The organism is Caballeronia udeis (assembly GCF_001544555.2).
GTDB classification, from domain to species: Bacteria; Pseudomonadota; Gammaproteobacteria; order Burkholderiales; family Burkholderiaceae; genus Caballeronia; species Caballeronia udeis.
On the sequence record NZ_FCOK02000004.1, the window covers coordinates 114,385 to 137,458 of the forward strand.

At 62.0% G+C, this 23,074-nt stretch carries 23 protein-coding genes; 5 read left to right on the forward strand and 18 right to left on the reverse strand.

Features of this window, described 5'->3' with window-relative positions; translation table 11 throughout:
* Positions 1–30: 30 nt before the first annotated feature.
* The gene (locus AWB69_RS04775) at positions 31–327 is read right to left on the reverse strand and encodes an ArsR/SmtB family transcription factor (RefSeq protein ID WP_062082705.1); all 297 of its coding nucleotides are present in this window, start codon (positions 325–327) and stop codon (positions 31–33) included.
* A gap of 238 nt (positions 328–565) precedes the next feature.
* Between AWB69_RS04775 and AWB69_RS04780 the strand changes: the two genes are divergently transcribed.
* On the forward strand, positions 566–1,477 hold the full coding sequence (locus AWB69_RS04780) for a LysR family transcriptional regulator (RefSeq protein ID WP_062082949.1): 912 nt from the start codon (positions 566–568) through the stop codon (positions 1,475–1,477).
* A gap of 24 nt (positions 1,478–1,501) precedes the next feature.
* On the opposite strand, the gene AWB69_RS04785 is transcribed toward AWB69_RS04780, so the two are convergent.
* The 9 genes from AWB69_RS04785 to AWB69_RS04825 form a co-directional block, all read right to left on the reverse strand.
* On the reverse strand, positions 1,502–2,875 hold the full coding sequence (locus tag AWB69_RS04785) for an MFS transporter (RefSeq protein WP_062082707.1): 1,374 nt from the start codon (positions 2,873–2,875) through the stop codon (positions 1,502–1,504).
* 84 nt (positions 2,876–2,959) lie between these two features.
* Positions 2,960–4,699 carry a GMC family oxidoreductase gene (locus AWB69_RS04790; RefSeq protein WP_062082709.1) on the reverse strand — a complete coding sequence of 580 codons (1,740 nt, stop codon included), beginning with the start codon at positions 4,697–4,699 and terminating at the stop codon, positions 2,960–2,962.
* 163 nt (positions 4,700–4,862) lie between these two features.
* Positions 4,863–5,669 carry an enoyl-CoA hydratase/isomerase family protein gene (locus AWB69_RS04795; protein WP_062082712.1) on the reverse strand — a complete coding sequence of 269 codons (807 nt, stop codon included), beginning with the start codon at positions 5,667–5,669 and terminating at the stop codon, positions 4,863–4,865.
* A 3-nt stretch (positions 5,670–5,672) separates the two neighbouring features.
* Positions 5,673–7,223, reverse strand: a complete 1,551-nt coding sequence (locus AWB69_RS04800; protein WP_062082715.1) for an AMP-binding protein — start codon at positions 7,221–7,223, stop codon at positions 5,673–5,675.
* Entirely contained in the window at positions 7,216–7,785 is a 570-nt protein-coding gene (locus AWB69_RS04805; protein WP_062082717.1) for a (2Fe-2S)-binding protein, read from the reverse strand. Before AWB69_RS04805 ends, AWB69_RS04800 begins: the two co-directional genes overlap by 8 nt.
* Positions 7,782–8,597 (reverse strand): FAD binding domain-containing protein, encoded by an 816-nt coding sequence (locus AWB69_RS04810; protein WP_062082719.1) that lies wholly within the window; start codon positions 8,595–8,597, stop codon positions 7,782–7,784. Before AWB69_RS04810 ends, AWB69_RS04805 begins: the two co-directional genes overlap by 4 nt.
* On the reverse strand, positions 8,594–11,650 hold the full coding sequence (locus AWB69_RS04815) for a xanthine dehydrogenase family protein molybdopterin-binding subunit (protein ID WP_062082721.1): 3,057 nt from the start codon (positions 11,648–11,650) through the stop codon (positions 8,594–8,596). Before AWB69_RS04815 ends, AWB69_RS04810 begins: the two co-directional genes overlap by 4 nt.
* Positions 11,647–12,270: a UbiX family flavin prenyltransferase gene (locus AWB69_RS04820; protein WP_062082723.1), complete on the reverse strand. Its 624-nt coding sequence runs from the start codon at positions 12,268–12,270 to the stop codon at positions 11,647–11,649. The genes AWB69_RS04815 and AWB69_RS04820 overlap by 4 nt, the downstream gene beginning before the upstream one ends.
* A complete protein-coding gene (locus AWB69_RS04825; protein WP_197500166.1) occupies positions 12,267–13,751 on the reverse strand; it encodes a UbiD family decarboxylase in 1,485 nt (494 codons plus the stop codon). The genes AWB69_RS04820 and AWB69_RS04825 overlap by 4 nt, the downstream gene beginning before the upstream one ends.
* Positions 13,752–14,036: 285 nt before the next feature.
* Between AWB69_RS04825 and AWB69_RS04830 the strand changes: the two genes are divergently transcribed.
* Positions 14,037–14,951: a LysR family transcriptional regulator gene (locus AWB69_RS04830; RefSeq protein WP_062082727.1), complete on the forward strand. Its 915-nt coding sequence runs from the start codon at positions 14,037–14,039 to the stop codon at positions 14,949–14,951.
* 15 nt (positions 14,952–14,966) lie between these two features.
* Here AWB69_RS04830 and AWB69_RS04835 read toward each other — a convergent pair whose 3' ends face one another.
* Together AWB69_RS04835 and AWB69_RS04840 are read right to left on the reverse strand one after the other, a co-directional pair.
* Positions 14,967–15,359 (reverse strand): VOC family protein, encoded by a 393-nt coding sequence (locus tag AWB69_RS04835; protein WP_062082729.1) that lies wholly within the window; start codon positions 15,357–15,359, stop codon positions 14,967–14,969.
* A gap of 26 nt (positions 15,360–15,385) precedes the next feature.
* Positions 15,386–15,754, reverse strand: a complete 369-nt coding sequence (locus tag AWB69_RS04840; RefSeq protein WP_062082731.1) for a YciI family protein — start codon at positions 15,752–15,754, stop codon at positions 15,386–15,388.
* A gap of 216 nt (positions 15,755–15,970) precedes the next feature.
* Between AWB69_RS04840 and AWB69_RS04845 the strand changes: the two genes are divergently transcribed.
* The 3 genes from AWB69_RS04845 (at position 15,971) to AWB69_RS04855 (ending at position 18,166) form a co-directional block, all read left to right on the forward strand.
* Positions 15,971–16,387: a DUF6232 family protein gene (locus AWB69_RS04845; protein WP_062082734.1), complete on the forward strand. Its 417-nt coding sequence runs from the start codon at positions 15,971–15,973 to the stop codon at positions 16,385–16,387.
* Between the two features lie 253 nt (positions 16,388–16,640).
* Positions 16,641–16,823 (forward strand): hypothetical protein, encoded by a 183-nt coding sequence (locus tag AWB69_RS47470; RefSeq protein ID WP_097268160.1) that lies wholly within the window; start codon positions 16,641–16,643, stop codon positions 16,821–16,823.
* Between the two features lie 278 nt (positions 16,824–17,101).
* On the forward strand, positions 17,102–18,166 hold the full coding sequence (locus tag AWB69_RS04855; RefSeq protein ID WP_062082738.1) for a LacI family DNA-binding transcriptional regulator: 1,065 nt from the start codon (positions 17,102–17,104) through the stop codon (positions 18,164–18,166).
* A 73-nt stretch (positions 18,167–18,239) separates the two neighbouring features.
* Here the strand turns inward: AWB69_RS04855 and AWB69_RS04860 are convergent, their stop codons facing one another.
* The 6 genes from AWB69_RS04860 to AWB69_RS04885 all read right to left on the reverse strand — a co-directional run bounded on the left by AWB69_RS04860 (position 18,240) and on the right by AWB69_RS04885 (position 23,070).
* Positions 18,240–18,992, reverse strand: a complete 753-nt coding sequence (locus AWB69_RS04860) for an SDR family oxidoreductase (RefSeq protein ID WP_062082740.1) — start codon at positions 18,990–18,992, stop codon at positions 18,240–18,242.
* A gap of 17 nt (positions 18,993–19,009) precedes the next feature.
* Positions 19,010–19,873, reverse strand: coding sequence for an aspartate dehydrogenase (locus AWB69_RS04865; protein WP_231936977.1), 864 nt, complete (start codon positions 19,871–19,873; stop codon positions 19,010–19,012).
* Positions 19,874–19,876: 3 nt separating this feature from the next.
* Positions 19,877–20,650 (reverse strand): alpha/beta fold hydrolase, encoded by a 774-nt coding sequence (locus AWB69_RS04870; RefSeq protein ID WP_062082741.1) that lies wholly within the window; start codon positions 20,648–20,650, stop codon positions 19,877–19,879.
* Positions 20,647–21,198: a cupin domain-containing protein gene (locus tag AWB69_RS04875; RefSeq protein WP_082913257.1), complete on the reverse strand. Its 552-nt coding sequence runs from the start codon at positions 21,196–21,198 to the stop codon at positions 20,647–20,649. The genes AWB69_RS04870 and AWB69_RS04875 overlap by 4 nt, the downstream gene beginning before the upstream one ends.
* A gap of 150 nt (positions 21,199–21,348) precedes the next feature.
* Positions 21,349–22,383: a proline racemase family protein gene (locus AWB69_RS04880; protein WP_062082743.1), complete on the reverse strand. Its 1,035-nt coding sequence runs from the start codon at positions 22,381–22,383 to the stop codon at positions 21,349–21,351.
* A 27-nt stretch (positions 22,384–22,410) separates the two neighbouring features.
* Positions 22,411–23,070: an amino acid ABC transporter permease gene (locus AWB69_RS04885; RefSeq protein WP_062082745.1), complete on the reverse strand. Its 660-nt coding sequence runs from the start codon at positions 23,068–23,070 to the stop codon at positions 22,411–22,413.
* Between the last annotated feature and the right edge of the window lie 4 nt (positions 23,071–23,074).

Sequence of the window (23,074 nt, forward strand, 5' to 3'; positions counted from 1 at the left end):
CAACCGGAACACGATGGACAAGCTCACCGGTCAGAGGCCGTTACGAAGCTGATCAAGAAAAGCCTGGATGACCGCTTCGTCGCGCTTGAAAAATATCCACTGCCCGATCCGCTTTGAGCTCACCAGGCCCGCCTTATGAAGCGTGGCGAGATGAGCCGACACCGTGGATTGGGACATGCCGCAACGCGCGTCGATCTGGCCCGCGCACACGCCATTCGCGAGCGGCAACTCCTGCTCGCTGAAATAAGCTTCGGGCTCCTTGAGCCACACGAGAATCTCGCGTCGCACCGGGTTGGCCAGGGCCTTGTGAATGGCGTCGATATCCATGAAAAACGGTTTAGGTGGAATCGTAATGAAACGAAGTATATTTCGTAAAAACACGATATACAAGCAAACCACTATCGCTGATAGGGGTAATCCCTGATTCGTTCGCTTGGCCGCTCTCGTCAGAACGCTTTTTGCGCATTGCGCAGCCAGAGCGCGTCGTCTCATGAACGCCCGAACATGCTGGCATCGGGCGGAGGGTTATGGTCTCATTCGTCCTTTGGATCACCCGCCGCCGTTCATGGACCTGAAGCAGATTCACTATTTCATCGCGCTGTTCGAAGACGGCTCAGTCACGCGCGCGGCGAAGCGGCTCAACATCGTTCAGCCGGCGCTCAGCATGCAGATATCAAAGCTCGAAGCAGAGCTTCATCAGCCGTTGTTCGAGCGCGGCCCCCATGGCATGACGCCGACCGAAGCCGCGCGCCTGATGTACCGGCTCTACGTGCCGATCATCCGCGATATCGAACACGCTCGCGAGCAACTGAGCCGCAGTGATGTGATTGTCACCGGACGCGTGGCGCTCGGCATGGTGTCGTCGGAAGCCGAGAGCGTGCTGCCCGAATCGCTCGCCACCTTCAACGCGCTGTTCCCGCAAGTGGAAGTGTCGGTGGCGGACGGTTTCAGCGCGCAACTGATTGATGCGGTCGAAACCGGGCGCCTGGACGCCGCGGTCATTAACAAGCCGCGCGGACGTCTGTCGCTCGACACGCGCTCCTTGCTCGACGAAGAGATGGTGCTGGTCACGAGCGTCATCCACGGACGACCGATGCCCGATGCAATCGACCTGGCCGAACTCGGTGACCTGGAACTCGTGCTGCCCACCCGGCGCAACGGCCTGCGCGGCGTGCTGGATGCCGCGCTTCTCAACGCGGACATTGTGATCAAGCCGAAGTTTGAAATCGATCTGCTGAACACGATCGTGCAGTTCGTCGAACAGAGCAACGTGGCCACGATCCTGCCGCGCGTTGTTGTCCAGCGGAAGGTGGATGACGGCCTGCTGCGCGCCTACCGCATTGCGTCTCCGGGAATCGTGCGGCATATCGTGTGCGTGAGTCACCCGAAGCGGCCGATTGGCGCCGCGACGAATGCACTCATTGAAATCATCACCGACAACATCCGTCGCGTGACCACGACCGCCGCGTCCCGTTGAGCCGCAAGGTCAGTTCAGGAAACATCAGCCCGCACGCGCCAGACGATTCTCGAGCTTGCCGAGCGTCTCCGGCACGATGAACGCACCCGCAAGAAAGATCACGCTGATCACGCCAACGAAGATCGCAAGCGTCATCGGCAACTCGCCGGGGTCCTTCGCCACCAGCGAGACAGCGGTCGGCATCATGCCGCCAATTGCAAAGCCGATATTCCACGAGAGCCCCGTTCCGGTCGCGCGGATCGCAGTCGGAAAACGCTCGTTCAGGAAGATCAGGATAGGTGCATAACCGGCGCTGCCGAGCGCGCTCAACACGACCGCATAAACGCCGATCATCGTGATGCTTGGCGCGGTGGGCAACAGGAGGAACAACGCAGGCAGCGCGAACAGGCGCACCAGCCCGATCCAGATGAACGCGGTCTTGCGGCCGATGAACGTGCTCAGGTGCCCCGCCGCCACCGATGCAGCAAGTACCCCCACGCTTGCTATCATCAGGATGGCAGCGGCGGCGCCATTGGGCACGTGGCTGACCACCTTCAGGAAGGTCGGCAGGTAACCCGAGGTCAGGTAATAACCGCTGCCGCCGCCAATCGTGAGCAGCAGGTTCACGAACAGGATGCCGCGATAGTCCCGCGAAAACAGCGTCCTGATCGGCGAGCGAATGACTTCCACCGGTGCGGACATATCGCGTGATGCCGCCTTCGCGGCCTTCTCCGCCGCCAGCTTTTTCCACAGCGGCGACTCTTCGAGGCTGTTGAACACAAACAGCCCGAGCACCGAACTGATGATCCCGGTGAAGAACATGCAACGCCAGCCCCATGCGTCAAAGAGCGCGCCTGGAAAGATTGACGACATGGTCAGGAATACGATGGAAGCGAGCAAGGCGCCCAGACCCGCACCGCCACCGCCGATGAGCCCGGACACCGCGCCGCGATACTTCGGCGCAACCGATTCCGTGCCGATGGTATGCGTGGACGCTACCACCCCACCCACGAACACCCCCTGCACCAGCCGCAACACGAGGAACAGGACCGGCGCTGCCAGACCGACCTGCGCAACGGTAGGCAAGGCGCCGAAAAGCGCAGTCGATATCCCCACCCCGACCACGGCGAGAATCATCGCGCCCTTGCGGCCGTGCCGGTCCGCGTAGGAACCGAACCACGCGGAGCCGAGCGGACGCATCAGCAGGGTCACCGCAAACGACGCGTAGACCGCTGCCAGCGAGAGCATGGCGTGTTCGGACGGAAAGAACAGCCGGCCGACCACGGGAGCCACGTACAACAGCACGAACAGATCGAATAGATCGAGTGCCCAACCAAGGCATGACGCCACTACTGCGCCCATCACCTGTCGCGTGTTTACTTCGGGTGCGGCGGCGCTTTCCTGTGCTGCTACGGACATTGTCATCTCCTTGAAGGTCGCGGCGCCCTCTCTTGAATGGCGCCGTGTTTTAGGCACGTCGGACTGCCGTGCTCTCGTTGGCGGTTAAGAAATGGTTGAGTGCATTGAGTGCCGGTGCTGCGCTTGCGCGCCAGAACCCGCTTGTGTGCTCAGTATCGTGTCGGCGATTTTCTCGGCGATCATGATGGTCGGGATGTTGGTGTTGGCCGAAGGCAGCCGCGGCATCAGCGAGGCGTCCGCCACGCGCAAGCCTTGCGCGCCGTGCACGCGTCCCTGGGTATCGACCACAGCATGGCGATCGCTCGCCGGACCCATCCGGCACGTACCGCTTGCGTGCCATACGCCGAATACATTCGCGCGGATAAACGCGTGCAGCGCCTGCTCGTCGGCCAGCAGGGACGCCATGTCCTTGCCGCGTGTGAAGAATTGCTCGATCAGCAAACGGCGCAGCGGCGCAGGCGTATCGAGCATTGCGCCGAGCAGCGACGTCACGAACGCGTTGGTCTTGCTCACGCGACTGAGCGCCTTCACACGCGGCGAAAATGCAGCCGGGAAGAAGTCGCGCGGGTCACGGTTCAGGCCTGATGCTTCAACCACGTTCGCCAGCAAGCAGATGCCCGCGGCGAGGCGCGCGGTGTCGCGTTCGTCGTCGAGCAGGTTCAGGTCCACGCGCGGTGCGACAGCGGCGTCAGGGGAAACCAGTTGCACGCGGCCGCGCGAATACGGCCGGTTGCACCAGAGGAAAAACAAGCCGAGGCGGTTGCCCAGCGCATGCCACGCAGCGCGGGTGGCGCTCGATAAATACATGTCGGAGGTATCGCAGTCCTCGACGCCCGATGTAAAGCGCGCAGCCGTCATGCTTGCGCGGCGCCGCGTGAGCGGCATCCTGAACCGGGGTTCAAGGAAGTGACAGAACGTCAGGGACGGATGATCCTGCAGGTTGCGCCCCACACCGGGCAGGTCGATCGCGCAACGCAAGCCGAGTGCATCGAGATCCGCCATGCCGCCGATACCCGCGCGCAGCAACATGGCCGGAGACTGCAACGCACCGGCCGCAACAATCACCTCACGCGCGTCGAATCGCACACGCTCACCATTGGCCGCGATCGCTGTCACCCCTTTCGCCGTGAGACCTTCCATCACAATGCGCTCGACGTTCAGGTTCGCGAAGATCGACAGGTTCGGCCGTTTGCGCGTCGTCGCATCGAGGTAGGCGGTCGCGGTGGTCACGCGCCGGTCGTCGAGATTCGAGAACGCGCCGGGGAAAACACCATCGCCGAATTCCGCATTCTGGTCTTCCAACAGGGGCAGTCCATTCTTGCGCAGGCCGTTCGCGAATGCATGGCAGAAAGGCGGCCAGTCGTGCGGCATGATGCGGCGGATGGCAACCGGTCCACTGCGGCCATGCAACTCGGCATCGGGAAAATTCACGTCGCGTTCGAGCTTGAGAAAGTACGGCAGCACGTCGTCCCAGCTCCAACCTGCCGCACCGTTCGCGGCCCAGTCGTCGTAGTCGCGCGGCAAACCGCGATTCGCCGACTGGACGTTGATGCTCGAGCCGCCGCCCATCACGCGGCCCTGCTCGTACACTCGCTCGGCCGCCTGTTTCGTGGCGCGCGCTTTCAGCGCGGGCCAGATGTAGGTGTCGCCGCAGAACACCGGCATGGGGTAGCTGTCGAGGATCGCTTCGGGCACTCGTCCCGGCGGCGTATCCGCGCCCGCTTCGATCAACGCGACACGCAACGACGGCACGGCCGACAGCCGGTGCGCGAGCACGCACCCCGCCGACCCGCCGCCCACGATCACGTAGTCGAACGCCTCCATGCCCGTCTCCCTTGTCGACCGGAGTTGGCGCTTTAGCGCTTACTCCGGTCCCATGCAATTTTGATGCGGTCGACCGGAGTTGGTGCTTTCGCACTTACTCCGGTCCCATGCAATTTTGATGCGGTCCCATGCAAGATGGGTTGCTTATGGTGTGCTGCAGTCTTCAGCTACCTCGAAACACCGGCTTGCGTTTGCTGTGAAATGCTTCCACGCCTTCACGGAAATCATCCGATGTACGCAGCCGGCTATAGCTGTGCCCTTCAAGTTCGATAGCAATCGAGAGCGGCGCATCTTCCGTGTCATTGAGCAGCTTCTTGGCCGTGCGTTGTGCGAGTGGCGAGAACGCGCGCAGTTCATCGACGAGTGCATCGGTCGTGGCTTCCAGTTGCGCGTCCGCGACGCACTCCACCGCAATGCCCCACTCGTACGCCTGCTTGCCGGGGATCCGGCGCGAACGCATCACAATGTCCTTGGTCCTGCCAATACCCACCATCTGCTGCAGGCGCGCCGACCCGCCCGAACCCGGGATCTGGCCCAGCTTCTGTTCCGGCAGTGCATAGAAGGTCGTGTCGGTCGCAATGCGGAAGTCACAGGCGAGCGACAACTCGAAGCCCACGCCGAAGCAGAAGCCGCGGTTCGCCGCAATCACCGGCTTCGAGCAGCGAGCGGGCGCCGCGATATTCCACGCCAGCTTCGACACATGTTCCGGCGATGCTTCGAGGAAACCCTTGATGTCGCCGCCGCTCGAGAAATGCTCGCCGTTGGCGCGAACCACGATCACGCGCACGCGCTCATCTTCGTCGAGCGCTTCGAACGCCGCGCGCAACTGGTCGCGTGCGTGCATGGAAATGACATTGAGCGGCGGACGATGCAAGATGATGTCGGCACGCTCGCGGGTTTCATCGACTTCGATCGAGAAGCCGTCCAGGTCCTGCAACAGCGTCTGGCCGCGATGGGTCAAGTCAGTCATCGGTTACTCCTTCGTTGTTTCAGTAGGGTTGTTCGTGGTGTCGATGTCATATTCGCCTGCGGATAATTTGCGGCGCAGAATCTTGCCGACTGGCGACTTCGGAATCTCGTCGACAAAAACATAGTCGCGCGGGCGCTTGAAATTCACGAGATCCGACTCACGGCACCAGGCGTCGAGCGTACGGGCATCGACGAAGTCACGACGCTTGATGAACGCGACCACGCGTTGTCCCCAACGCTCGTCTTTCACGCCCGCGACCGCCGCTTCGTCCACGGCGGGATGCAGCGACAACACCGATTCAATATCCACGGGCGAGATGTTTTCTCCGCCGCTGATGATCATGTCGTCTACCCGGCCGCTCACGAAGAGGTCACCGTCCTGGTCGAAGAAACCCGTGTCGCCGGTGAAATACCAGCCGTCGCGCAAGGACTTCGCGTTCGCGTCCGGACGATTCCAGTAACCTTCGAATGCTTCGTCGCCGAGCAGGTCCGCAATGATCTGGCCTTCCTCGTGCACGGCCGCGAGATCGGCCGACGAGACCGCATCCAGCTTCACCACGCGCAACCGTGTGTTGATACCCGCGCGTCCCGCGCTGCCCGGTTTGCGTGTGGCGTCCTGGTCGATGCTGAACGTGTACACCTCGGATGATCCGTAGTGGTTCACGAACAGCTCGGGCTTGAATGCAGCCGACAGGCGTTTCAGCAAGCCGTCGCTCATGGGTGCGCCGGCAAAGCCGAGCTTGGTCACCGAGGCTATGTTTGCGCCCGCGAAGCCGGGAGCGGCCAGCAGGTCGTGATAAAGCGTGGGCACGAGATACAGGCACGTGAGTTCGAACGAGCTGATCGACTCGAGCGCCTGGGGCCCGTTCCAGCGCCGTATGCAAACGAACAGGCCGTCGACCAGCGCCATGGCGAGAAGCGAACGCACGCCCATGGTGTGATACAGCGGCATGACGCCAAGCGTGCGTTCACCGTAGCGGTAGAGGTTTTGCGCCACGTGCGCGAGTGCAGCAGCGCGCTCATGCCGGTGACGGCGCGGCACGCCCTTCGCTTTGCCCGTTGTGCCGGAGGTATAGAGGATCAGCGATACGTCCTCGGCCGTGGCTTCCGTTGTGCCGCTCGCCGTATGCCCCCTCAGCAACGCATCGAACGAAGTCGTGCCGAGGGCATCGTCCAACGCGACACGCGGCAGCTTCTGCGCCGCCTCGCTTGCGTAGACCGCATCGGCGGAAACCGGTTCGAATACGACCGCTTTCGCACCCGCATCGGTCACGCAATAGTCGAGTTCCTCCGGCTTCGCGCGCCAGTTCAACGGCGTCATGACAATGCCCGCGAACTGGCAGGCCCAATGCAGCGTTGCCATTTCCCAGCGGTTTTGCAGCACCACGAGCAAGCGGTCGCCGCGTACGAGACCCAGCCTGCGCAAACCGCCGGCTGCCTTGAGGATGGTTTCGTGCCACTGCGCATAAGTCAGCCGGACGTCTCCATCCACTAGGGCAAGCGTGTTGGGGCTGCGCTCAACGCTTTGCAAAAAGGTCCGGCCGAGATCAAGCATGCTCCGGCTCCTTCTTGCTGCTCTCCTTGCTGCTCTCCTTGCTGCTCCCGTCGCTGCACTCATTACGCTGTGCCGCTACATCCAGCACCGCTGCCACGATCGGCGTGTAGCCTGTACACCGGCACAGATGCCCCGACAGCATCTCGCGTACCTGCGTTTCCGTCGGGTCGGGGACTCGCTTGAGATAGTCCGCACACGACATCAGGATGCCCGCCGTGCAGAAGCCGCACTGCAATGCGTGATGACGTTGAAACGCCCGTTGCAGATCGCCAAGCGTTTGGTCAGGTGCGAGACCTTCGACCGTGTCCACCCGGCGCCCCTCTGCCTGCACCGCCAGCATCAGGCATGACCGTGCCGCCACGCCATCCACGTGCACGGTGCACGCGCCGCACACACCATGTTCGCAACCCACGTGCGTTCCGGTCGCGCCCAGTTCATGACGCACGAAGTCGGACAGCAGGTCGCGCGATTCGCAATAGCCGGCGCGCTCCCGTCCGTTGAGCGTCACGGTGATTCGCCGGCGCTCACCGCGCTGTAGCGTGGTGGATGATGTCTTGCTCACTTTGCCTCCTCTATCACGCGCCATCCGAGTTGCCGCACCAGATGGCGTCTGTAAGTTGCGCTGACATGGGTGTCGTCCTGCGCATTCAGCTTCCAGCTCAAGTCGTTCAGCGCGGCGCGCAAATCATCGCCGTGCAGCCTTGGCCATTGCTCGACCACCGGCCGGTCCGCCACGCCGCCGACCGCGATCCTGATCGATGTATCCGTGACCACGGTGGCGCACGCGACCACCGCGAAGTCCCCGTGGCGGGCTGAAAATTCGGTGAAGGCGTATCGCTCGCCGGCTCGCTTCAACGGGAACCGAACGCCTTCCACCAGTTCGTCGGGCTCGCGTGCAGTCATCAACATGCCCTGGAAAAAATCCCCGGCCTTGAGCACGCGCTTGCGTTTCTTCGATCGCAACATCACGTCGCCACCCAGTACCGAGAGCACCAGCGGCAGCTCCGCGCTGGGGTCGGCATGCGCAATCGAACCGCATACGGTGCCGCGATTGCGGATCTGAAAATGCGAGATATGCGGGAACGCGAGCGCGAGCAAGGGCACTTCGTTCTGCAATGACGGACGCCATTCCACACTGCCTTGTGTGGCGGCCGCGCTCACCACAAGATGACCGTCGTCGATACCCACGCGATCAAGATCCTCGGTACGAGAGATATCGATCAGCACCCGTGGTTGCGCAAGCCGCATGTTCAGCACGGCCATCAGCGACTGGCCACCCGCGAGGATGCGTGCGTCTTCGCCGATTTGGGCGAGGACCTCGAGCGCGTCGTGCGAGGAAGCGGCGCGCAGATAATCGAATGGCGCCGGTTTCATGACTTCCTCCTGAAGCGTGCAACGAGCCTGCCGAGCCACGAACCGCCGGTTCTTACGGGCTTGCCCGCCGCCTGACGTCCCAGCGACTCAAACAGCTGGCGCAGCACGACCTTCGCCGCGCCCTCAAGCATTCGTCCGCCCACGGCTGCGACCTTGCCCGAGACCTGTGCCTCGTAGTCGTAGGTAAGCCGCGTACCGGTAGCAACGGGCGTGAGCTCCACCAGGCCATTACCGCGCGCGCTGCCAAGCGACGACATGCCCGCGCCGGCCAGCCGCAACCGGTGCGGCGGGTCGAGATCTGACAGCGTGATCTCCGCTTCGAAGCGCGCCTTGATCATGCCCACGCCCACGGTCACATCCGCGCGGTACGCGTTCTCGCCTGTAGCTTCCAGCGCATGACAACCGGGGATCACCTTGGCGAGCGCGTCCGGATCGAGCAGCACCGCGAAGATCGCTTCCGGCGATGCAGCGAGATCCACGCTGCCCTGCGCGGTCAGCGCCTTGCCGCCGGGCAGGGTCGGCCGCTTCTGCTGCGTCTCGCGGAACTCGGGCCGCGAAGGCTCAGGGTCGTCGATACCGATCAGCGCCATCACGTTCGAAGGCGTGAGCGGCAAACGGATGTCATCTACGCCGAGCGCGTCGGCCACCGCGTTCGCAACGCATGGCGGTGTGCTCATGTTGTTGCCCTCGCCCAGTCCCTTGGCGCCAAGAGGCGTGAAAGGCGACGGCGTCTCCAGATGGATGATCACCGGATCGGGCACTTCGCACGTGGTCGGCATCAGGTAATCGGCGAGCGTGCCGGACTGGAAACTGCCGTCGGCGCCATAGCGGAACTCTTCCATCAGCGCCGCGCCGAGTCCCTGCGCAAACGCGCCGCGAATCTGGCCGTCGGCGAGCGCGGGGTTCAGCAACGTGCCGGCATCGTGCGCGGTCACATAGCGGTCGATCCGCACGCGCCCCGTTGCGCGGTCCACCTCAACGCCGCACATATCGAACGCAAAACCATATGCCGCCGATGTATTGATGCGGTCCTGTTCATCGGGCGCATCCATGTTTTCCGGCGTCCAGAACACCGTCTCCCGCAACCCTGGTTCTTCACCTTCGGGCAGTAACGCGGGCGCCCAATGCGGGGCGTTGCTCGCGACGCGGCCAAAGGGCATTGCGCGGTCTTCAGCGCCCTTTGCATACACGCGGCCGTCCTCGAAGCAAATGTCCTCGGGCCGGCAGCCAAGCTGCGACGAAACAATGCGCGCCAGCTTGTCCCGCACCCGCATGGCCGCAAGATGCACCGTGCCCGCGACGGCGCCGGCAAAGCGGCTTGAATAGTTGCCCGCCGCCACCGACCACGCGTCCTTGTGCGTATCGAACTCCACGTTCACCACGATCTCGTGCGGCGCGAGCCCGAGCACATCCGCCACCACTTGCGCGCACACGGTCATGTGGCCCTGCCCCGCCGGTGTCGACGCGACCGTCACGACCACGCCGCCGAGCAGATCGACGCTGACCGTCGCACTCGCAATCGCGCCGCTCTTGGGTCCGGCCTTCTTGCGTGCCTCAGCGGGCATCACGGTCGTGATGTAGCCCATGTTCGATACCGACGGTTCGACAATTGCCGCAAAGCCGATGCCGTATAAACGGCCTTCCTTGCGCGCGGCTTCGCGGCGTGCCTTGAGCTCGTCGTAACCGCCCTCGGCGAGCGAGCGCCTCAACGCTTCCTGATAGTTGCCGGAGTCCAGCAATGCGCCCGCCGCCGCACGATAAGGGAAGGCATCGGCGGGAACGAAATTGCGCCGGTACACGTCGAGCACATCAAGCTTCAACTCGATCGCGATGCGTTGCACCAGGCGTTCGAGCGCGAAATAAACTTGTGGACCGCCAAAACCGCGTACGAGGCCGGTAGGCGTCTTGTTGGTCAGTACAACCCTGTTGCGCACCAGCAGCGCGGGAATGGCATAGGCACCCGTTAAACAGCCGTGCATACGATAAAACGTGGCAGGCTCGGGCGCGCGCAGATAACCGCCGCAATCCTCGATCTGGTCGTAGTTGAGCGCGGTGATCCGGCCGTCGTTTTCCACGGCCGCTTCGAGCGTGGTCAATCGCGCCGTGGCGGAGGTCGCCGCGCTCAGGTGTTCAAGCCGGTCTTCCACGTATTTCACCGGCGCGTTCGCCTTGCGCGAGGCCAGGCACATCAGCACCACGTACGGGAACACCGCCTGCTTCACGCCGAAGCTGCCGCCCGAATCGCGCGGCGCCTTGTGACGCAGGCGGTTGGCCGGCACGTTCAGCGCGAGCGCCATCACCGCGTGCAGCGAGAACGGCCCCATGAAATTCGAGGTCACGTCATACCCTTCGTCACCCGAAAGATATTCGGCGATGACCACCCCGCATTCGATCGGCGCGCAGGTATTGCGCGGATAGTGCGCTTCGAGCTTCACGCGATGCGGCGCGTTCCTGAATGCCGCCTCGGGCTCGCCGTAGCGAAAGCTGCGGTCGCTGATCACATTGGTCTGGACGTTCGCATGCAGTACGGGTGCATCGCTTTTGAGCGCGCCTTCTATCGACGTGACCGGGTCCAGCGTCTTGTATTCCACCTTGATCAGGTCGAGTGCGTCTTCGGCCAGCGCACGCGTTTGTGCCATCACCACCGCCACTGGTTCGCCGACGTAACGCACGCGATCCGTCGCGAGCGCCCACTGCTCCATCTTCGACTTCACGCCGACCACGAACGGCCGGGACCACGCAGCGAGGTCGTCACGCGTCAGGACCGCCCGCACGCCTTCGTATGCGAGCGCGGCCGTCGTATCGATGGAAATCAGCTCGGCATGGGCGTGCGGCGAGCGCAGGACCGCTGCGTGCAGCGTGCCCGGCTTGATCCCCAAGTCGTCGCCATAGCGGCCGCGGCCAGTCAGGATCGCGGGGTCCTCGAAGCGTTCGAGGGACTTCCCGACGTGAGTGGTTCTGGGCTTTGGCGGCAGCGCCTCCTGCACCAGTTCGACCGCTTCGGGTGCGCGCGCGTCGGCACCGGAGAAACCGGTCTGTTCGCGCTGATTCATTCGTCTGCTCCTTCGTTGCGCCTGGTGCCGAACTCATCGGCAAGACCGCTCCAGCGCCGGGTTATTTCGCTGTGCTCGATACTGAACAGATCGAGAATCCGGCCGACGGTATGGTCGACAACGTCTTCAATGGTCTTCGGATGTGCATAGAACGCCGGGACCGGCGGCATCACGATCGCACCCATTTCCGTCGCCATGGTCATGTTGCGCAAGTGCGCAAGATTCAGCGGCGTTTCGCGCGCCACCAGCACGAGCCGGCGCCGCTCTTTCAGCATGACGTCGGCTGCGCGCGTGAGCAGGTTGTCGGCAAAACCATTGGCCACGGCGGCCAGCGTTTTCATCGAACACGGAGCCACGACCATGCCGCTCGTCACAAACGAACCGCTCGCAATCGATGCGCCGACATCGCGTATGTTATGCACGACATCCGCCAGCGCATCCAGATCGGTGCGCGTGATGCCAAGCTCCTGCGCCGCGGTCACCGCCCCCGACGCCGACACGACCAGATGCGTCTCGTGCGTGCCGATCCGGCGCAGCGCGGCAAGCAGCCGCACGCCGATGACAGCGCCGCTCGCCCCTGAAATGCCGACGACCAGGCGCGGCTTTTGATCGGCGCTCATTCCCTGTCGCTCAGATAGCTGTCGAAGCCGGCGTTGTCGGCGGCGACGAGCGCTTCCAGGTCGACTGCGTCGTAGCCTGGAATCCGCACGCGGGTGAACACATGGCCCGAATACATCACCGGCCGCGTGGCGTCGAGACCCATCTTCGTGCTGATGCCCTGCAGATGCGGGGGTGCGTCGTCGGGATGACCGACGGTTGTCGACGGGTCCAGCGGCGAGCCTTGCGCGCCTTCGATCAACACAAGATCGCGGTCCGCCTGGAACCGCGTGGCGACCGCCCATTCAATTTCGGCTGGATCATGAATGTCTACGTCGGTGTCCACCACCACGACCTGCTTGATGTCGTAATGCGCGCCGAATGCACACAGGATCACGTTCTTCGCCTCGCCCTCGCGCTTCTTCGCGAACTGCACCCACAGGTGATAACGGCACACGCCGCCTACCGAAAGATGCACGTCGGTCACGCCGGGGTGACTGCGCTGAAGGTGCGATAAAAGCGTCGCCTCGCGGGGAATTCCGCCCAGCAGCAAGTGCTCCATTTCGGCTGGCACGATCGTGTGATAGACCGGATTCTTCCGATGCGTGACCGCCGTCACCTCGATCACTTCGCGCGCTTCCTGAGCGCTGTAGTACTTCGGGAATTCACCGAACGGTCCTTCCGCTTCACGCACGTCCGGCAGGATGCGACCCTCGATCACGATCTCCGCGAACGCCGGTACGCGCACATCGTTCGTGACGCATTTGACGACCGGCAAGGGTGCCCCGTGCAGTGCGCCGGCAATCTCCAGTTCGTCGAAATCGATGGGAGAAATGGCTTGGGATGCGAGCATGGTCAGCGGATCGACGCCGATCGCCACCGCAATATCGAGTGCATCGCCAGCGGCTTCGGCTGCCTTCTGGAACGCATACAGATGGCGCGGCAGCAGCAGGATCGCCATGCGATCGCGGGCGTGAACCTGGATACGGTTGATCGAGACGTTCTGCACGCCGGTGCGGGGATTACGCGCAATCACGAGCCCTGCCGTAATGTACGGACCGTTGTCGTGTTCGCTATGAGTGGGGATCGGCAGCAACGCGTGAAGGTTGATGTCGTCGGTATGCAAGACCTGCTGGCAGGCTGCTTCACCAGCGGGCACTTCCTTCCACGGCAGCGGATGGTCGGCTGCATCGCGGAAACGTTGCAGCAGGTCTTTCTCGGGCACGCCCATGGCTTCGGCAATCCACGCGCGCCGGGACATGAAACCGCTGACCACCGGCATGGCGTGACCGCCGGGCGCCAGGAACACCGCCGCTTGCTTGCCGTCGAGCCGCTTCGCCACTGCCGCGAGTTCGTGTTTCAGGGAAACCGGCCTGGCAATAGTCGCCAGACGGCCGGTGGCGGACAGGTGGGCGAGCCAGCCGCGCAGCGACAGCGCGCCGGCAAATTTCGGCGCGGGTTGGGTTGATGCGGTACCGTTCGTTGCGGCGTCACGTTGGTTCATCTGCGTCTCCATCATTTCTGAAATGAAGCGTAACGAGAACGCGATATAACTTCTAATACTGTTTTTTGATGCGTTCGATCAGTACCCGTGATATCCGTATTTGCCCCGATGTAAGTGTTTCGTTAGTGGAATATCAATAGCATGGGACTTGGGCGCACTACCCGCCGGCCGGGAATCTGATAAATAATTGCTCCCTCATTAGACTTACTGATGGCCTGCTGCCGGGCCGCTATCCGCTGTCTTTAATGAACTGAGCTGAACCGAGCCGACCGAAATGGACCCGAAATGGACCTGAAGCAGATTCAGTATTTCATCGCGCTGTTCGAGGATGGCTCGGTCACGCGGGCGGCCAAGCGGCTGAACATCGTGCAGCCGGCCCTGAGCATGCAGATCGCCAAGCTGGAGGACGAACTGCATCAGCAACTCTTCGACCGCGGCGCACACGGCATGGCGCCCACCGCGGCGGGACGCCTGATGTACCGCCTGTTCCTGCCGATCATGCGTGACCTCGCGCACGCGCGCCAGCAACTGGTGCAGCGTGATGAAGTGGTGACCGGGCACGTATCGATCGGCTTGATTGCGTCGGTGACGGAGAGCGTGCTGGCAGATTCGCTGTCGCGGTTTCACGCTCGCTACCCGCATGTGGAAGTGACCGTGTCCGACGGTTACAGCGCAACGTTTATCGACTGGGTATCGGGGGGACAACTCGACGCCGCGCTGATCAACAAACCGCGCTCGCGGCTGTCGCTCGACTCACAACCCCTGCTTGATGAAGAGATGGTGCTGGTCACCAGCGCCGTGCATGGCCCTGACCTGCCGCACGCCATCGAGCTTGCGCAGCTTCCTGAACTCGAACTGGTGTTGCCCACGAAGCGCCATGGCTTGCGCGGCGTACTCGATACCGCCGCCCAGCACGAAGACGTATTGCTCGCACCGCGCTTCGAGATCGACGTGCTCAGCACGATCGTCAGGCTGGTGGAAAGCACGCGCTTTGCGACGATCCTTCCGCGCATCGTGGTTGAGCGCGCAGTGCGGCATGGCACGCTGCGCGCCTATCCCATCCTTGCGCCGCGGATCGTGCGCCATATCGTGCGGATCAGCCATCCGCGACGCCCGTTGAGCGCGGCGGCGGAAGCGCTGATTGCAATCATTGCGGACGAATTGCGGCTGGTTTCCAGTGAGTCGACAATGGAAGCTTGAACGTAGCCAGTGGCTTTATCGTTCTTCCAGTACCGAAAAAATGTTACCGGACGGGTCCTTGAACCAGGCAATCACCGGGCCTCCGGAGCTGCGGCAAATCCCTTTGGCATCGGTCTTGAGACTCGGCATGTCGTAGTGCTCGAAACGCACACCCTGCGCGCTCAGCGTCTCGACTGCCTGGTCCACGCTGTCGACCGGAAAATTCAGCACCGTGTACGTCGCCGGCACATGATTGGCCTTGGGATAGACCAGCACGTTGTTCCCGCCTGCCAGATGCAGCTTGAGAATGCCCATGGATCCGCTGGTCACCTTCAGGCCCAGCGTCTCGCTGTAGAACGCCTTTGCTTCGGCCAGATCCTTCACGGCAAAGCCGCTGAACGCGTGACTGTCTTTCAATAGCGTTGGCATTGTTGGCTCCTTTCAGGTTGTGCAACTCATGCGTCCGACCATGACGCGCGCAACTCCTTGACCGGACGCACTTCCACTCCGCCCAGGCGCGCGCCGGGAAAGCCCGATGCCACGCGCATGGCTTCATTCATGTCTCGTGCCTCGACCAGGATAAAGCCGCCCACCTGCTCCTTCGTCTCGGCAAACGGGCCGTCCGTGATCGAGACATGCTCGCCACGGACCCTGAGCGTGACCGCTTCCCTGGCGGACTGCAGCGCCTGTGCCGCGATAAAATGGCGGCTCTCGCGCAAACGTTCGTCATACGCCAGGGATTCGTCGACCAATGCGTCGTACTGCCGTTTCGAAAGATCGTCGAGCATCCGTTCGTCAAAGAAAATAAGGCACAGGAATTTCATCAATGTCTCCGGTTAGGCGCTGCATCCACTAGACGCTCGAACCGGGTCCGAATCGACCTCAACCGTGCACAAGAAAGTATCGAAATGTAACGGGCCGCTTCCGCTTGCGGGATCCGGGGGGATCCGCCCGACTCTGGTGCGACGATCCGCTGGATGCGGCGTGTCGGGCGGGTCTGTTAATCTGCGCCTTTCTTCCCGCCGGCAAGACTTCGAACCATGCAACAGAATCTCCCTTTCAACGAACGAGGTATTACATTTGCCCGTGCTGGCCTGAGTGCGTCGGGCCAGTTGTTTCCGTTACGCGATTTGCTCGGCGCAACGGTGGTGATGGTGCCGCGGCAAAAACCCTTGCCTATTGGCTTGGGCGTGATCGGCCTGATCGTCGCGGTGACGGGTGGAATTCTCGGCTCGGGGCCGGCGTTGCTGCTCGGCGTGATGATTGCGGTGGTGGGGTATTTGTCGTGGATTACGCAGGACGTGATCTACCGGATGTACGTGACCACGCCGGCAGGCGAGCGTGAGGTGTTCACGACGAAGGACGAGGAGTTTGCGCAGCGTGTCGCGAAGCTGGTGCGCGAGGGCATTCCGGGGGCGCCTGCCTCTGCCCCCCCGTCTGCGCCCATGCCCGGTTAACGCTTTCTTTACGCGGACCGCAGCGATCCATGCCCCTTGTTAATGCGCCGCTCGCTAAAGTGGAGTTGTTCCCACCACCGCCCGTCGCGAGACGGCGCACTTCCCGATGCTTCAGGCAAGCGTTGCTTCCCCGGTCCGTTCCTCTTCTGTTCCTGTGCCCCAGCCGTTCGTTCGGGCCGCGCGAAAACTTCAAACAGTAGTTGCCTTTGATCTCATCCTGCCGGGGCTTGACTCCAGCGGGCCGCGGCGCGTTTTGCAGAAGGCGTTGGGCGGCGAAGCACGCATGCAGGTCGTGGCGACGGATCGCCGGCATGAATGCGTCACGTTGCACGTTGAAGTGCCGTCGCGGTCGTTGAGCGATGTGATTGGCGTGGTGACTTCGCGGTTTGAACAGGCGACGCTCGGGCATGCGACCACGTTCACGCTGCGGCGCTGAAAGTCTGCCTGAAAGTCCGGCTGGCCCTGACCGGGTCTGGTGAGCCGAAGGGCTCTTCCATCACGAGCACCTCAGATCCGGCGGTCACCTTGGCTTGGCGATCTGCTCGCGCTACCCATGCCGCCGGGAGTTGTTTCCGGAGATCCCAGGCCGTCCGCGTGAACACCGGCCCCTTTCAAACATCATGGTGTAATCGTTTTCCACTTATAGCGCCGAGTGCTAAACTAACCCGGCACTACGAAGAAGGAACGTGATCCTTCGACCTATTTCGTCGAGCCATGAACAGACAGAAAGCCAAACCCAACATCAACGTGTTTGACGTCGCGAAGGCGGCAGGCGTGTCAGTCGCTACGGTCTCGCGCGCTTTCAACATCCCCAATCGTGTCAGCGCGGTGAGCAGGGAGAAGGTGTTGGCCGTGGCCAAGGAACTCGGCTACAGCCCCGACCCGGCAGCCAAGGCGTTACGCCTTCGCAAATCGTTCATCATTGGTGCAGTGATTCCATCACTCGACTACTCCATGTTCGCGCGGCTGACGCATGCGTTCGAAGAGCAACTGACATTGGCGGGTTACAGCGTGTTCGTGGTGACGAACGGGTTCGACAACCGAAACATGCTCGATGCAGTCAAGCGGATCGTCGAACGCGGCGCGGAAGCGTTGTTACTGGTCGGGAAGATGGTGGATCCCAAGCTGCAAAGCTACCTTGCCGACAAGCAGATTCCCTGCGTGACTACCTACTCCTACAACGACGATGACCTCGTACCGTCCATCGGCTTTGACAACTTCGCGGCAACCCGGCAAGCGGTCGAATTCCTGATCCGGCTGGGTCATCGCGAGATGGCGATGATCGCAGGTCCGCTGCAAGGAAACGATCGGCAACAAGCCCGGCTCAGCGGCTTTGAGAAAACCATGCAGGCTCAAGGACTGGGCGACAAGGCTCATGTCATCGAGAAAAGCTACGGCTCGGCGACGCATCAGGGGGCGGATGCAATGCGGCAGATCCATCATGAGTTTCCGGACGTCACCGCAGTCGTCTGTAACGCCGATGTCTTCGCACTCAGCGCGATAGCAGAATGCCGACGGCTTGGCCTGCGGGTGCCGGAAGACATGTCTGTTGTCGGATTCGATGACGACGACTACACCACCATCTTCTCCCCGGCGCTGACGACCATCGCTGTTCCTGCCGCGGAGATGGGGCGTCTTGCGGCGCGATCGCTGATCGGCGCCCTGACGCATGGAGGCAAAGTCACGCCTGCGCGGCTGGACACTCAGCTGATCGTGCGGGAGTCAACGAGTGTCCCCCGCATTGCCTGCACGAGTACAACACCGAAAGCAGTCGCGTGAAGTAGCCGCATAAAGGAAGCGCCGCCCGCTCACCGCACAGGCGGTGTACCCGCGCAAGTTCCAACGAGCGGCGTTATCGTGCTGTATAACCGCCATCGACCGTGAACATGCCGCCGGTCGCAAACGAAGACTCGTCGCACGCCAGGAACAAGACCATCGTGGCGATCTCCTGCGGCGTGCCCATCCGGTTCACTGGCGCACGCGCTTTCAATCCGTGTACGAACGCGTCGGGATCAGGAACTTCCTTGAGCATCTTTTCGTAGTAGTTGGACCAGATCACGCCCGGCGCAATACTGTTGATTCGAATGTTCTTGTCCGCATGGTCGAGCGCCATCGAACGGGTGAGCGAGGCGACCCCACCCTTCGCTGCCACATAGGCCGCACGATCGGGAATGCCGCACACGGCGGCGGTCGACGAGATGTTGACTACCGCCCCCCCGCCCCGCTTTTCAATCTCCGGTATCCCATACTTGGAGCAGAGATAGACGCTTTTCAGATTCACGTCGATCACCTTGTCCCAGTCCTCTTCATCCGTGTTGACGACGCTGCCGCGAATACCGTAACCCGCATTGTTGACCAGGATGTCGAGTCCGCCAAATTCGGCTACGGTCGCGGCAATGAGGCGCTTGATCTGCGACGCAACCGTGACGTCCACACCTACTGCAAGCGCGTTTTCACCCAGCCCGCGCGCGACCTTCTCAGCTTGCTCGAGGTTGTTGTCCGCGACCACCACCCTTGCGCCTTCCTTGACGAACAACGCTGCCGTGGCGGCTCCGATTCCGGCCGCCGCACCCGTCACGACAGCTACTTTTCCTTCGAGTCGCATCTTCTTTTCTCACAAGATTAAATTGAATGTTCAAGACGGCGGATAACCGCATCCTCAATGCTCATTGCAGCAAGCCATGACGTTCGGGGGTTATCCGGCAATGGATTATTTTCGAGGCGAATCGACAAGCGGCCAAACGCGCCGACCGCGTCGATTTCATGCACGTTCTTGTCGACGCCCGGGTCGGCCATCATGGTGACCGTCGTTCTCTCAAAGCCGATCCCAGCCAGCGCGATCGCCGCAGTGACGTTGGCGTTCTTCGGGAATAGCCTTGCCGACTCGCCGGCCGTGCCTTCGAAGATCACCGTGGGTTTGTCGATAGTAAGCATATCGAACTGTGCTTCTGCCGGAGAGCCCTGCCATGCACGAGGCGGTTTTCGTCCGGTGTAGCGGACTGAGTCGAGACCTCCCATGCGCGCCGCGTGCAATGCATCGATGCCCCCAATCGCGCCGGATACCAAGGTCAGCGTCGAACCGCCGAGTGTCATCGCGCGATTGATCTTCTCGAGCAGCGGCGCGGACGCCAGCGCGCCGAGCGAAACAAGGATGGTGTCGACTCCACGCTCAAGAAGCGGAATGACCGCCTCATCCACTGCCGCGTGGCCCGCGCACTCGACGCAAAGCGTCGGGTTCCATGAAACAAGAGAGGCGACGTCATGGAAAACCTCGATCCCGATTGATTGCATGTTGAGAGAGCCCGCCTCATGAGCGGGAACGAGACAGGCCAGTTGGCGAGCCCTGACGCCTCGTTCACGTAACGTGGCCAAAACGCGCTTTCCCATCGCACCCATACCGACGATCGCGATCCGTTCATCCAGGGCAAAATTTGTGTCGCGATCCACGGGGACCGCCGAGTGTCCGCTGAGCTCCGGCATCGTCATGAGTCATCTGTCCAGGAATGTGCCGATCCGCAATGCGAACGCTTGTGGATCGACCTGTGGGAAAAAATGACCGCCCTGAGCCTCGACGAGCGTCGCGTTCCGAATGCGTTGCGCGAGATCTTCCGAGTGATGGAACGGCACGATGAAATCGTCGCGTGCACCCATGACCAGCGTTTCTTTGTCGATCACTGCCAGTTCGTCGGCGCGGTCATACCCAAGCAACATCTCGATTCGATTGATCACTGTCTGCTTGTCAAACTCATCGTCGCCGTCGAACTGCAGCGGCGACGACGCCACATTTTTTTCGTACCACTGAGCGTCATAACCGCCTAGCCGCGAGAACGCCGAATAGGCGCGCGTACCCAGCTTCTCCAGCATCCGCCGCCGCAGATCAAAGAGATCCCTGAAGCGTCGGTCCGGCTTCACCCAGCCGCCGCTCAGAACAAGCTTGCCGCACCGGCCCGGATGATCGAGCGCAAGCGTCTGTACCACCAGGCTGCCCGTGGAGTGCCCAATAAAATGCGCATGGATCACGCTTTCGGCGTCGAGCACGTCCAGAGCGGCTTGCGCGATCGCTGGTATGCGCTGGTCCGCGTCACTGACGCTACGCCCAACTCCCGGATGGTCGAAACAGATCACCTGATAGCGGTCCGCCAGCAACGCGGCAACCGGGCGCCAGAAGGATGCGAGACCGCCAAGCCCGGAGATGCACACGAGGGCCTCGCCACTGCCGGCTGCTTCGTAGTGGATGCCTGAATTTGTACGGCCTTCGGTCATCCCGGCCTCTTGCTGCTCTGGCCAGGCTGGGTGAACACGGTTCGGGCCTCGATTTGTGCCGCGTCCGCCGGACGTGCAAAGGGTGCTGGAGCAGCTTCGCCCGGCGTGCGCGGCCGGCCGATCTCGCGAAAGAAGGTTTCGAGTCCCGCGGGCACGAAGAACCACACCCAATGCAGATCGACATCGCCATCGTTGATGAACCTATGCTTGCGCAGTTTGCCGAGGAACAGCGTCACCCCAGGTTCGAGCCGATACTCCTTGCCGTCCAGTTCGGCCTTGCCCGCGCCGGAGATGAAGTGCAGCACCTCTTCGTTATCGGTGTGAGAGTGAAGGCGAACAACGCCGCCCGGCGGCAGGGTTTGCGTGCCAACCGCAAACTGACGGTCCATCGGCACCAGGTGCGGCCCGACATGGACCGACGCGTATCCGTTCGCCGGCTGCGGCTGCCAGTAACTTTCTTCCTTCCCGGGATGCACGTACAGATACCTGCCCGTGCCGGCGACCTCTGCGGGTGCCTCGTTATGACGTTCAATCAGGTCGTCGATCATCTCAATCTCCAGTTCAAAAATGAACACCGCGATACGGGAAACTCTTGCATGTCCCGCGATGGAAAACGTTTACGCGCATGCGCGTAAACGCGTCCCTCTGCGCAACCGGCACCCGCGACGACGATCCCGGCTTGCGTTGCTTCAACGCCCCTAAGCCCTTTTCTTCCAGAGGTCGTTTAACGTGTAGCCCGTTGGAAAGGGATCCGATGAATCAAGCACGTACTGATGAAATCCCGTGATCCACGCGCCGCCGGAAATAGCGGGGCGTATACCCGGCTTGCCACCCACCGTAAGCGTCTCGACGATCTCACCGGTAAATTCAGAGCCGATGATCGATTTGTGGACGAACCGCTCGCCCGGCTCGATCAGGCCACGTGCATGAAGAACCGCCAGCCGGGCGCTGGTTCCCGTGCCACACGGCGAACGATCGAGGCGGCCCGGCGAGACGATCACGCCGTTCCTTGACGAAAGGCCGTCCGGTCCGCGTTCGAGAGGCCCGGCGAACAAGGTCTGGTTGATCGTATGGATCTGCGGATTCTCCGGATGCACCGCGGGAATCTGCACCGCCGCCGCTGCCTTGATCGCCTCGCCTGCTTCGACCATATCGGCGGCTTCATCCGGAACGATGGAAAAACCAAACGCCGCCGCGTTGACAAGCACGTAGATCATTCCGCCATAAGCAACATCCACCGTCAGCGTGCCAATACCCGGCACCTCCAGCGGAAGATCAAGTCCGAACACGAAACACGGCACATTGGCGAAGCGGACATTGAGGCACTTGCCGTCGCGGCACTCGGCCCGAACCTTTATCAGGCCGCCGGGCGCCTCCAGCGTCAGGTCGGTGTATGGCTCCTGCATGGGCAACATGCCCGTCTCCAGCAGCGCGGTTACCGTGCAGATCGTGTTGCTGCCCGACATGGGCGGGTAATGCTCGGACTCCATGATCACGAATCCCGCGTCCGCCTGGCGGTCGCAGGGCGGAAGCACGAGGTTGATACATTGAGTCACTGTCCCTCTCGGCTCCTGCAGCAAGAATTTGCGCAGATCGTCAGCCTGTGTTTCCAGATATCGCATCTTCTCGAACATCGTTTTCCCGGGGACGTCGAGAACGCCGCCGGTGATCACGTCGTTGCGCTCGCCGCCGGTGTGCATGCCCACAACACTCACCATTCGCTTCATTTTCATCTGCATCGCTCCCGAAACATTTAGCCACTAGAACCGCTGGAGTACCTTTCGTTCGATATGCCCGACGCATCGCGTCAGCGGATACGCGACCACGAAGTAAATGAGCGCCGTCGTCGTCAGGACTTCCACCGGCCGGGCGCTGGTGTTCGCAATGTTCTGGCCGACGAACATCAGGTCGGCCATGCCAAGCGCGGAGACCAGGGCGCTTTCCTTGAACAGGCTGACTATGTTCGAGAGCAAGGTGGGCATCGAACGGATAAAAGCGAGAGGCAGGACAACGTGCGTCACGCGTGTCATGCGGCTCAGTCCAAGCGCCACGCACGCGTCCAGTTCTTCCTTCTTGATGGTCATCAGCGCCCCGCGGAAGGTCTCGCACGTGATTGCGCCCATGTACAAGCTAAGCGCGGCAAACGATGCGACGCCTACGCTGATGTTTACATGAAGCAAAAGCGGCAGGCAGAAGAAGAACCAGAACAACTGGACCAGCAGCGGTGTCCCTCGAAACACTTCCACATAACCGATCGCTATTGCGCGAGCAAAGCCGGGGCCGTAGGTGCGTACGAGGCTCGTCGCGAATCCCGCGGCGATGCCGGCGATCGCGGACGCCAGGGTCAGCCTGACGGTAAGCGCGAGCCCGTCGAGCAATGGTTCGATATACCCCAGCAGGAACACGAAATTGAATTTCATGACT

What these genes read in the sequence shown, in the direction of transcription:
- AWB69_RS04775 (WP_062082705.1), bottom strand. Translation starts at nt 327, where the DNA reads ATGGATATCGACGCCATTCACAAGGCCCTGGCCAACCCGGTGCGACGC.
- AWB69_RS04780 (WP_062082949.1), top strand. Translation starts at nt 566, where the DNA reads ATGGACCTGAAGCAGATTCACTATTTCATCGCGCTGTTCGAAGACGGC.
- AWB69_RS04785 (WP_062082707.1), bottom strand. Translation starts at nt 2,875, where the DNA reads ATGTCCGTAGCAGCACAGGAAAGCGCCGCCGCACCCGAAGTAAACACG.
- AWB69_RS04790 (WP_062082709.1), bottom strand. Translation starts at nt 4,699, where the DNA reads ATGGAGGCGTTCGACTACGTGATCGTGGGCGGCGGGTCGGCGGGGTGC.
- AWB69_RS04795 (WP_062082712.1), bottom strand. Translation starts at nt 5,669, where the DNA reads ATGACTGACTTGACCCATCGCGGCCAGACGCTGTTGCAGGACCTGGAC.
- AWB69_RS04800 (WP_062082715.1), bottom strand. Translation starts at nt 7,223, where the DNA reads ATGCTTGATCTCGGCCGGACCTTTTTGCAAAGCGTTGAGCGCAGCCCC.
- AWB69_RS04810 (WP_062082719.1), bottom strand. Translation starts at nt 8,597, where the DNA reads ATGAAACCGGCGCCATTCGATTATCTGCGCGCCGCTTCCTCGCACGAC.
- AWB69_RS04815 (WP_062082721.1), bottom strand. Translation starts at nt 11,650, where the DNA reads ATGAATCAGCGCGAACAGACCGGTTTCTCCGGTGCCGACGCGCGCGCA.
- AWB69_RS04820 (WP_062082723.1), bottom strand. Translation starts at nt 12,270, where the DNA reads ATGAGCGCCGATCAAAAGCCGCGCCTGGTCGTCGGCATTTCAGGGGCG.
- AWB69_RS04825 (WP_197500166.1), bottom strand. Translation starts at nt 13,751, where the DNA reads ATGAACCAACGTGACGCCGCAACGAACGGTACCGCATCAACCCAACCC.
- AWB69_RS04830 (WP_062082727.1), top strand. Translation starts at nt 14,037, where the DNA reads ATGGACCTGAAGCAGATTCAGTATTTCATCGCGCTGTTCGAGGATGGC.
- AWB69_RS04835 (WP_062082729.1), bottom strand. Translation starts at nt 15,359, where the DNA reads ATGCCAACGCTATTGAAAGACAGTCACGCGTTCAGCGGCTTTGCCGTG.
- AWB69_RS04840 (WP_062082731.1), bottom strand. Translation starts at nt 15,754, where the DNA reads ATGAAATTCCTGTGCCTTATTTTCTTTGACGAACGGATGCTCGACGAT.
- AWB69_RS04845 (WP_062082734.1), top strand. Translation starts at nt 15,971, where the DNA reads ATGCAACAGAATCTCCCTTTCAACGAACGAGGTATTACATTTGCCCGT.
- AWB69_RS04855 (WP_062082738.1), top strand. Translation starts at nt 17,102, where the DNA reads ATGAACAGACAGAAAGCCAAACCCAACATCAACGTGTTTGACGTCGCG.
- AWB69_RS04860 (WP_062082740.1), bottom strand. Translation starts at nt 18,992, where the DNA reads ATGCGACTCGAAGGAAAAGTAGCTGTCGTGACGGGTGCGGCGGCCGGA.
- AWB69_RS04865 (WP_231936977.1), bottom strand. Translation starts at nt 19,873, where the DNA reads ATGACGATGCCGGAGCTCAGCGGACACTCGGCGGTCCCCGTGGATCGC.
- AWB69_RS04870 (WP_062082741.1), bottom strand. Translation starts at nt 20,650, where the DNA reads ATGACCGAAGGCCGTACAAATTCAGGCATCCACTACGAAGCAGCCGGC.
- AWB69_RS04875 (WP_082913257.1), bottom strand. Translation starts at nt 21,198, where the DNA reads ATGATCGACGACCTGATTGAACGTCATAACGAGGCACCCGCAGAGGTC.
- AWB69_RS04880 (WP_062082743.1), bottom strand. Translation starts at nt 22,383, where the DNA reads ATGAAAATGAAGCGAATGGTGAGTGTTGTGGGCATGCACACCGGCGGC.
- AWB69_RS04885 (WP_062082745.1), bottom strand. Translation starts at nt 23,070, where the DNA reads ATGAAATTCAATTTCGTGTTCCTGCTGGGGTATATCGAACCATTGCTC.